The following is an 8,498-nucleotide window of genomic DNA, read 5'->3' as shown; positions in this document are numbered from 1 at the left end:
TCGAACGGCTCCTACCAGGCCGTTCGGGAGATGCACTTCTGGACTACTAAGGGGAGGATTAAACACGCATATGATCCGCATATCCTTGCTGGCCCTGAGGTAATGCTCCTCATGTAGATTCAGAGCATACAGAGTACCGGGGGTGAGTTTATAAATATTTCCACTCTCAATAACTTCTATTTCACCTTCACCTTCCACACAATACAACGCCTCCACATGATTTTTAGACCAGATAGGTGTTTCTGTCTTGGCAAATATAATGGTGTCATGAAGAGAGAATCCCATTTGATCCTCTTTCAAGAGTAACTGCCGACTCACCCAGTTTTTATTCTCAGCAAATACCTCATGTTCGGTTCCGATAATCTCTTGCAAACGACGTAAGATCATGCTTGATCCTCTTGTGATTCAAACGATTGCTTAACTGATTTTTCAATAATATCGAGACCTTCAAGGAGCAACTCATCTTCAATGGTTAAAGGCGGAAGCAATTTTAGAACCTCATTGTACGGTCCGGCAGTCTCAATAATCAACCCCTGTTTAAATGCGTTTCTGGATACTTTGCGGCCAAAACCCTCTTCAGGAATTTTCAAGCCCTGGATTAATCCCTTCCCTCGAACTTCCATGTTCATCTCTTTGTATTGGTTGGCTATATTTTGCAGCCTATCTTGTACAACCTGGCTTTTTCTGATTACCGCATCTTTTAAACCGTCATCTTTCCAATAATTCAACAAGGATATCGATGCAACAAAAGCCAGGTTGTTACCCCGAAACGTTCCTGTATGCTCTCCCGGTTTCCACTGGTCATGTTCCGGCTTGATGAGCACCAAAGACATGGGAAGTCCACCACCGATCGATTTTGCCATCACTACAATATCTGGGCTGATTCCAGCATCTTCAAAACTGAAAAATGAGCCGCTTCTGCCGTTACCCACTTGGATATCATCTATGATCAGCAGAATGTCAAAGTCTATGCAGATCTGTTGAATCTCTTCCAGCCAATCCCTGCTGGCAACATTAACTCCACCCTCGGCCTGTATTGCTTCCAGGATGATGGCTGCAGGTATATCAATGCCACTGCTTGGATCCTCAAGCATTCTTCTTAAGAAAGAGGCTGTATTATGCTCAGGACCAAAATAGCTGTCATAGGGCATGAAGCTCACGTAGGCATCCTGTAAAGAGAAATTATTCCGATAGTATGAGTTGCTTGTAACACTCAGTGCGCCCTGAGTAAGGCCGTGGAATCCGTTGGTAAATGCGATAATGCCGCGCCGTTTTTTTACGGTTCGACTGAGTTTTAGAGCAGCCTCGATTGCGTTCGTCCCTGTGGGACCAGTGAACTGCACTCTGTATTCAAGATTCCGAGGAGTCAGAATTAAATCTGAAAATTGTTCGAGAAACTCTTTTTTAGCGCGGGTCTCTTTGTCCAAGCTCAGAAGGATGCCATCCTCTTGCAAGTAAGCAATTAAGGCCGCACTTACTTCCGGGGGATTATGTCCGTAGTTTAGGCTCCCAGCGCCTGCAAAAAAATCAATGTATCTTTTGCCTTCTTCACTGTAAAGCAAAGCATTCTTCGCCTTTTCAAAGACTGCGGGGAACGATCTGCTGTAAATGCGTACATTGGATTCGAGTTTTTCAAAAATACTCATACTATGACTAAGTATATATCATTTTCATTAAACGCCTGTAGTGAATTGGTTTCATAGTTCAAGCCACCATACAAGATAAACTTGATCGAGCTGATTACGAATTATAGCCCATAAATTGTAAGGTGCTGTGAGGAAAAAGCCAGATCTTTGCGAATCCCAACACCGAAAAAAATAGACCCAAAAAGATTAATAATGCTCCAGCAATATGGTTCAAAACAACCAAATATATTGGGTTTAATAGTTTTTTCACTAAGTACAGGACAAAAATCGAAGAGAGTAACGAAACTCACCATCAAACTGAGCTAAATTAAGAAACAGACGGCGAAGGTAATCAAACCCATGGCGAAAAAGACTCTTAGCTTTACGTCCATGGTTTTTGATGACAATCGGTTGGAATTGACATAGCCATTGACCAGTGCGAAAAGCCCAACACAAAGCAATAGTGAGCAAAGCAAACAAGCGACTCAAACGCTCAGGATCTTGTAAATGGGTATCTTCGAGGTTGAAACCACGACTCTTAAAAATGCCAAACAAAGTTTCGATACCCCAGCGGTGAGCGTAATCATTGAGTAGATTCGGAGGGCTTTTTGGAGGAGCTACCACCACCACTAAAGAATTATCTTCGAGACGAAGAGCCTCCACATCCACCCAATGACCCCACAAAAGGCGAGTGCTCAAGAGTCTTTGAGATTGACCAATCTGAAGATGGGCAAACACCACACGAGCTGGGAAGGTAGTGTGACCATCTCCCAAGCGTACGCTATGACGAATACGAACCCTGAAGGGCATCATGGGTTGTGAAAGCCAATAATCTAGCCACTGTTGTCCCACAAATTCTCGGTCAGCAGCAACATAAGCAATTTGGTGTTCACAAAACAGTTCAATAAACTCCTCACACAAGTCTATACGTTCAGCGGTGTGGGAGTTTCCTTTCTTGTCAAGCATCCACCACAACATGGGAAAGGCTACTCCGCGCCGGAACAATACCCAAGGTGAAAATATTGAAGGTTTGGTGACCAAATTGCCACTGGGTGCGGTAAGGGCTTAAAACCCAAGGCTCAGGGATTGCCATTATTGAGACGACTAGTTGAGCTAGACCATAGTAGTCTAGCTCAAAGTCTCGGAAGAATCTTTGTAGCCGTTTGTAGTTCGATGCTGTTTTTGCTGTACCCATAAACCCGGTGGCTAGTTCCGCAAAGTTTACAGTTTTGACCCGAAAAAGAGCAATCAGAAACAAAGCCAGGAAACTGAGTCGCGCTCCATGCCATTTCAGATCAGGTTTTAATGTTTGCACCAGCAAGTTAACCTGGTTCATAGGGGTTTCGTCGAAAATTGTGATTATTTCCATGAAACCCTTTTCCTCTCTATCTTTTCAAGTTTTTGTCCTGTACTTAGGTTTTTTCATCCTGGCGCTGGTAAGCTAGGAATGATGGAGTTTGGGTGAAGAACACACCAAAGGCACGCTTGGGCGGCATCTTCCATTGTATAGCGAGTGTTTTTGCCCGTTCGCAAGTCTGGCAGAGATTTCAGACAGGAGCGAAAATAACTGACTATTGTGTCAAACAACCCTGGTGGTTTTGCTCGCTTCAACTCTCAGTAGTAATCTAAAAGTGATCTAGATATTAATACACTATCCGCATTCCCACAATTGGAACACCTATTTCCCAAAATGAGAATTGCTGTCCTAGTCATCTCAACTGGAAATTATATAATTAAACGAAATCCAATGTGAGTGGTTCCTGTATCGGGTGATTGAGACTCCCGAGCAGCAGGACGATAGCGACTACAATAATTAGGAGCACACAGGTAAGACCCGCCTTTAATGACATGTTTAGCAACACCCGGTTCTCTGGGGTCGAAGCTTTCTTTTTGATTAGGTCCTGTAGGATTAAGACTGTGGGATTTGCCATCGTGACCGATGCTATACCAATCTGAGGTCCACTCCCAGACATTACCAGTTATGTCATACAAACCATAACCATTTGGTTCAAAAGAACCTACAGGTGCAGTGCCGGTGTGACCATCAGCTTTGGTGTTGAAAAAGGGGAAGAATCCCTGCCAGGTATTAGCCTTCTGGGCTGAGTATTGCTCACCCCAGCTGTAGGTAGCATCATCCAGTCCACCGTGAGCAGCATATTCCCATTGGGCTTCTGTGGGTACTGACTTCCCTGCCCACTTAGCATAGGCTTGAACGTCTTCATAGGCAACATGGACCACGGGATAGTTCTTTTTCCCTTTAATGTTGCTCTTTGGACCAAAGGGATGTCGCCAGTCAGCCCCAGGAGTCCACTTCCACCAGCTCAGGTAACCGACTGGTCTAACACCATTGTCCGGCATCTGAAAGACTAGGGAACCAGGTGCCCGTTGCTCCTCTGTTAAGTTGGGAAACTGTTCCGAGGAGAGGGGACGCTCTGCTACTGTAATATAACCAGTTTCCTTGACAAATTTGGCAAATTCCGCATTAGTCACTTCGTATTTATCGATGCAGAAGCTCTCAACGGTAACATCTTCCGCAGAGCGCTCAGAAGGGTAGTAAACGTCGGAACCCATCTTGAAAGTGCCCCCAGGAATGAAGGTCATACCTTCAGGGCAGCTATTTACCGTGGGAGATGCCTTGACTGGTGTGGGAGTGCCAAAGACTAGGCATACTGTCAGGAAACCGATGAAAAGTTTGAAGAAAAGTAATTTTAACCAAGGAGTCTTCATTGTTGAACTAGAAAAGCGATTAGTATGTAAGCATATGCCCTACGCGAACAGCGGTCAGCGGTCAGCGGTCAGCGGTCAGTTCAGCTATCAGCCGTTGGCCAAAAGCTAATGGCACCTCAAGTAGCGTGCCCATAGCCCATAAGGTGAATATCACTAAGCCACTCCATAGCCTGTGTAAGGACGTTTATAACTGGGATGTAAACCGAGAATAATATCTTCTTTTGGTATACCCATTTCCACCAAATCTTGTGCCAAATCAGCTTCTGTCATATTTCGCTGAATCCAGATTCTACCATCTTTGATATCTAAATGGATAAAACAGTGATAAACTCGTTTGAGTCCATCCCAGCCGATATCTAGAAGTTGATAATGGTCATGTTCTGTGTCAAAAATAAGTTGACCTTCAATCTCTGAATCTGAATTATTGGCTTCTAACCTGGCATGATTAGTTAATAGTTGGCGAATTATTAATCGGTACTTGTCTAATTTTTCCATTCGGTTATTATCTCCTCAACAGGATTGTATATTAGCAATTTTACTTGATAAACCTTTACTGCTTCTTGGGAAAATTTTTCTTGGAAGAATGATTCAAAGGTATCAACAGTAACTCCCAGATCAAGTATTCTATCTGATTCGCTCATTTGTAATGCTAACAAATTAGAGAAAGTTGACGTATTAAATGGGAAAACCAGGAATAATTCATGGTAATTAGGGTTTGGGAGAATAAGTCGTAATTTTCTGGTTTGAATAGGTGGTAGGTGGTAGGTAAGGTTTTAGGTGTTAGGTTTTACGGAATTTCCCAGGTCGGTACAAGGTTTTTGAGCCGATTAGATAGCATTTCCTTGCACTTGGGAAACCAAAAATGATTGAGACCGTTGTCTGGCATGGCTTACACACTCATGCAGCAAGCCCTAATTATGTTAAAAAAAAGGGGAAAGAATGAACTTCCCCTTATTATAAATTGAGACAAATCGGTAACAATTGAATTAATTGTTCGATGCAGGATGTTCCAGCTCCTCCATTAGATCGCTCACCATCTTATCGATACCAAAAGAGCCAGGTAATTGCCGAGGTGGATAGGCTTTAAAGGTCTCGAGGAATTGGCCTAAATATCCAATTGCTGGACCGATCAAGAAGCTTCGGCGAATTAGCCAGTCATCGTAGTAGCTTGACTCATAGGTTGCTTTCTCAAATGGATCGCGACGTAAGTTAATGATCCGAGGACCCCTTAAATTTACGTAGGGGTCAAACCAAACATCAAACCCTTCACCCTGCATTTCACTAAACACCAGTTTCCAGTCTTCAAACCGGAGTGCGGATGGAAAACCGCCGTCGGTCAGATAGAAGAACTCTTCACGAGGAGTTGCTACCTCTGAGTCTGGGCCTCCTAGAGAAGTTAGATAAGGCAAGAAGTTATAGCCGTCAATGTGAACATTGTAAGTTGTATCGCCAGCAGTATAGCCAGTAAGAAGCTGCTCTTTGATATCGTCCACACCAACTGCAGCCATCAGCGTTGGCAACATATCTTGATGAGAGATAATATCGTGGGAAACTACACCACTGGGAATATGACCAGGCCACTTGATCATTGCAGGAACTCGGAAACCTCCTTCCCAAGTGGAGTTCTTTTCACTGCGGAAAGGAATGGTAGCACCATCAGGCCAAGAAAATACCTCAGCACCGTTGTCAGTAGTATAGATAACAATAGTGTTGTCAGCAATTCCGAGTTCGTCTAGCTTATTGAGAAGTTGACCAACATGACCATCGTGTTCCACCAAACCGTCAGCGTAGACACCTTGTCCGGTAACGCCTTTCACTTCGTCCTTCAGGTGGGTGAAAATGTGGTTGCGGGTGCTGTTAAACCAGACAAAGAATGGATCTGTATTTCCGTTTGCGTCTGGCTGAACAACCTCATCTAGATATGCAAGGGTACGGTCAAGAACCTCCTCATCTATGGTTTCCATCCGCTTTTGAGTCAGAGGACCAGTATCACAAACCCTTTGACCAAGACTCTCTTCGTCTGTGACATCCTCTGCTCCAGCTGGACATTGTTTAGTATTGTCTGCGTAGCTGTGAAGGACACCCCGTGGACGAAACAGGTCAAAAAGAGGATATTTACCTAACTCTGGATAGTCTTCGTTCTCTGGTTCCTCCTCCGCATTAAGGTGATAGAGGTTCCCAAAGAACTCATCGAAACCATGAGCAGTGGGTAGAAACATATCTAAGTCACCCAAATGATTTTTACCGAATTGAGCAGTTTTGTAGCCCAATGGCTTCAGTAGTTCTGCCAAGGTTGGGTCTTCTAGCTGTAATCCTTCTTTCGCACCAGGTAATCCAATCTTGGTTAAACCTGTGCGTGCAGGACTCTGACCTGTAATAAAGGCAGCACGACCAGCAGTACAACTCTGTTCACCGTAGAAGTCAGTGAAAAGTATGCCATCATCGGCAATACTGTCAATATTGGGTGTTTCGTAACCCATCATGCCTAGGTTATAGGCACTAATGTTAAACCAGCCGATATCATCGCCCATGATCACAATGATATTGGGTTTGGTCGTGGTTTCGTTGGCAAAAGCTGGGGCTGTTGGGAGCCAAGGTAGCATTCCTGAGAGGAAAAGCATCATAGACATTACGATCGCAATGCCTGATTTCATGATTCGTTGCATAAATTAAGAAACTCCTTTATGAATACAGTTCAACGTGATTATTAGAGGGTGGAGCAGAAACGACAAGCTATGATTAGCCAACTATGGAAAAGCTGTGGCAGGGCGATCGTCTCTTCTCCCAAAATTTCAGTTTTTAGGTGCAGGGTTGGGCACTGCTCACCCCAACCCTTTCATGGGGTCACTTTAGTCGTCAAGTCTCATCTTCTCAAGATCGTCTAACAGATCTTGCAATTGCCCATCAATGGTAAAGGAAGCTGGAACCTGACGGGGAGGATAGTCCCGAAACGTGTCCAGGAATTGAGCAACGTAATATTGGCTTGGTGGAATGACGAACGCATGATTGGTCTTCCAAATGTCATAGTATGATGATTCTTCTGGCGCACGCTCAAAAGGATCGCGACGCAGGTTAAGGACAATAGGTATCCTCAATTTAATAAAAGGCTCAGACCAGACCTTGGCACCTTTTTCCCGTTGCTCGGTAAAGATCAGTTTCCAATCGTCATAGCGCAAAGCTGAGGGATAAGCATCGTCCGTGAGATAGAACATCTCGTGACGGGGTGCTTCTACATGGAGTTCACAGAGTGCTTCTACACGGGTTTCTTCATCACAGAGTCTTTCTACTGGCAACTTAGTAATTTTTAGGTTTCGTAGAAGTAATTTAAGGCGGTTGATATTGTCAAGGTAATCCAGGCGAGGTAAGAAGTTGTACCCATCTAGGTGCAACGGGTGGAAATCCCGATCGTTGGCTTCATAAACCACGGGGAGTTCAGTCCCATCGCAGGTAACCTCCGTTGGAGGATCTTCTTCAAGACAAGGGTTGAGCAATTCAGTCTTAATATCTTGAAGGTCTTCAATTCCAGTTGCCGAAGCTAGAGTTGGTAACCAATCCAACATGGAAATGATATCGTTGGACACGACACCACCTTTCCAACGGGCAGGCCAGCGCACCAAAAAGGGAACCCGGAAACCACCTTCCCAGTTAGTATTCTTTTCCCCATGGAATGGAATCATCCCACCATCAGGCCACTTATAGAATTGCGCTCCATTATCTGCGGTGTAGATAACGATCGTGTTGTCCGCAACACCCAACTCATCAAGTTCGTCGAGCAGCTCGCCCACCATATTATCGTTTTCTACCATACCATCAGCAAAGAGCCCTTGACCGGTGACGCCTTGGGATTCAAGCTTCAAATGGGTATATACATGCATCCGACTGGGGTTCAACCACACGAAGAAGGGCTTCTTATTATCGACTGCCTTTTCCATAAAGGCTTCGGCTGCACCTTGAAACTCCTCATCTACCGTAGGCATCCGAGCACTACTCAGTGCTCCTGTGTTGCAAATCACTTGGTGACCCACAGGGCCTTCAAAGTCAGGATCATCTTCATCTAGTTCATCTACTTTATAAGAAAGTGATCGATGCGTCGCGCGTGCACCTCGTGGGCAACGTGATGATCGATACGCTGAAGGCCAACCTCGA

The 8,498-nt window shown here is 44.6% G+C and carries 8 protein-coding genes and 2 pseudogenes; 1 reads left to right on the top strand and 9 read right to left on the bottom strand.

All coding sequences use genetic code 11. From position 1 onward, the window contains the following. The 5 genes and pseudogenes from F6K20_RS14185 to F6K20_RS14165 form a co-directional block, all read right to left on the bottom strand. Positions 1-387, bottom strand: a 387-nt coding sequence (locus F6K20_RS14185; RefSeq protein ID WP_287295046.1) for an ectoine synthase, incomplete at its 3' end; no start/stop codon positions are given. Beyond that, positions 384-1,646 carry a diaminobutyrate--2-oxoglutarate transaminase gene (gene ectB / locus F6K20_RS14180; protein WP_287248141.1) on the bottom strand — a complete coding sequence of 421 codons (1,263 nt, stop codon included), beginning with the start codon at positions 1,644-1,646 and terminating at the stop codon, positions 384-386. The genes ectB and F6K20_RS14185, both read right to left, overlap by 4 nt. Positions 1,647-1,895: 249 nt before the next feature. Further along, positions 1,896-2,961, bottom strand: a pseudogene (locus F6K20_RS14175) (IS4 family transposase). A gap of 94 nt (positions 2,962-3,055) precedes the next feature. Continuing rightward, positions 3,056-3,200: pseudogene (locus tag F6K20_RS14170) on the bottom strand (ISNCY-like element ISAtsp9 family transposase); the annotation flags it as partial. Between the two features lie 150 nt (positions 3,201-3,350). Next, on the bottom strand, positions 3,351-4,196 hold the full coding sequence (locus F6K20_RS14165; protein ID WP_287264637.1) for a formylglycine-generating enzyme family protein: 846 nt from the start codon (positions 4,194-4,196) through the stop codon (positions 3,351-3,353). Between the two features lies 1 nt (position 4,197). On the opposite strand from F6K20_RS14165, the gene F6K20_RS14160 reads away from it, so the two are divergent. After that, positions 4,198-4,461 (top strand): hypothetical protein, encoded by a 264-nt coding sequence (locus tag F6K20_RS14160; RefSeq protein ID WP_287264639.1) that lies wholly within the window; start codon positions 4,198-4,200, stop codon positions 4,459-4,461. Positions 4,462-4,505: 44 nt separating this feature from the next. Here the strand turns inward: F6K20_RS14160 and F6K20_RS14155 are convergent, their stop codons facing one another. The 4 genes from F6K20_RS14155 to F6K20_RS14140 all read right to left on the bottom strand — a co-directional run. Next, on the bottom strand, positions 4,506-4,847 hold the full coding sequence (locus F6K20_RS14155; RefSeq protein ID WP_287264641.1) for a XisI protein: 342 nt from the start codon (positions 4,845-4,847) through the stop codon (positions 4,506-4,508). Further along, entirely contained in the window at positions 4,835-4,993 is a 159-nt protein-coding gene (locus F6K20_RS14150; RefSeq protein WP_287264643.1) for an element excision factor XisH family protein, read from the bottom strand. The genes F6K20_RS14155 and F6K20_RS14150 overlap by 13 nt, the downstream gene beginning before the upstream one ends. Before the next feature lie 345 nt (positions 4,994-5,338). Next, on the bottom strand, positions 5,339-7,018 hold the full coding sequence (locus F6K20_RS14145) for an arylsulfatase (protein ID WP_287264644.1): 1,680 nt from the start codon (positions 7,016-7,018) through the stop codon (positions 5,339-5,341). A gap of 183 nt (positions 7,019-7,201) precedes the next feature. Beyond that, on the bottom strand, positions 7,202-8,498 hold a 1,297-nt coding region (locus tag F6K20_RS14140), incomplete at its 5' end, for a sulfatase-like hydrolase/transferase (RefSeq protein ID WP_287295044.1).

Origin of the sequence: Moorena sp. SIO2C4, assembly GCF_010672485.1 — a bacterium.
GTDB classification, from domain to species: Bacteria; Cyanobacteriota; Cyanobacteriia; order Cyanobacteriales; family Coleofasciculaceae; genus Moorena; species Moorena producens.
Note: the sequence above shows the minus strand (reverse complement) of the source record. Positions and strands in the feature narration are given on the sequence as shown.

Excerpts from the sequence above, each read along its gene's own strand:
- ectB (WP_287248141.1), bottom strand. The coding sequence starts at position 1,646 with ATGAGTATTTTTGAAAAACTCGAATCCAATGTACGCATTTACAGCAGA.
- F6K20_RS14165 (WP_287264637.1), bottom strand. The coding sequence starts at position 4,196 with ATGGGTTCCGACGTTTACTACCCTTCTGAGCGCTCTGCGGAAGATGTT.
- F6K20_RS14155 (WP_287264641.1), bottom strand. The coding sequence starts at position 4,847 with ATGGAAAAATTAGACAAGTACCGATTAATAATTCGCCAACTATTAACT.
- F6K20_RS14150 (WP_287264643.1), bottom strand. The coding sequence starts at position 4,993 with ATGAGCGAATCAGATAGAATACTTGATCTGGGAGTTACTGTTGATACC.
- F6K20_RS14145 (WP_287264644.1), bottom strand. The coding sequence starts at position 7,018 with ATGCAACGAATCATGAAATCAGGCATTGCGATCGTAATGTCTATGATG.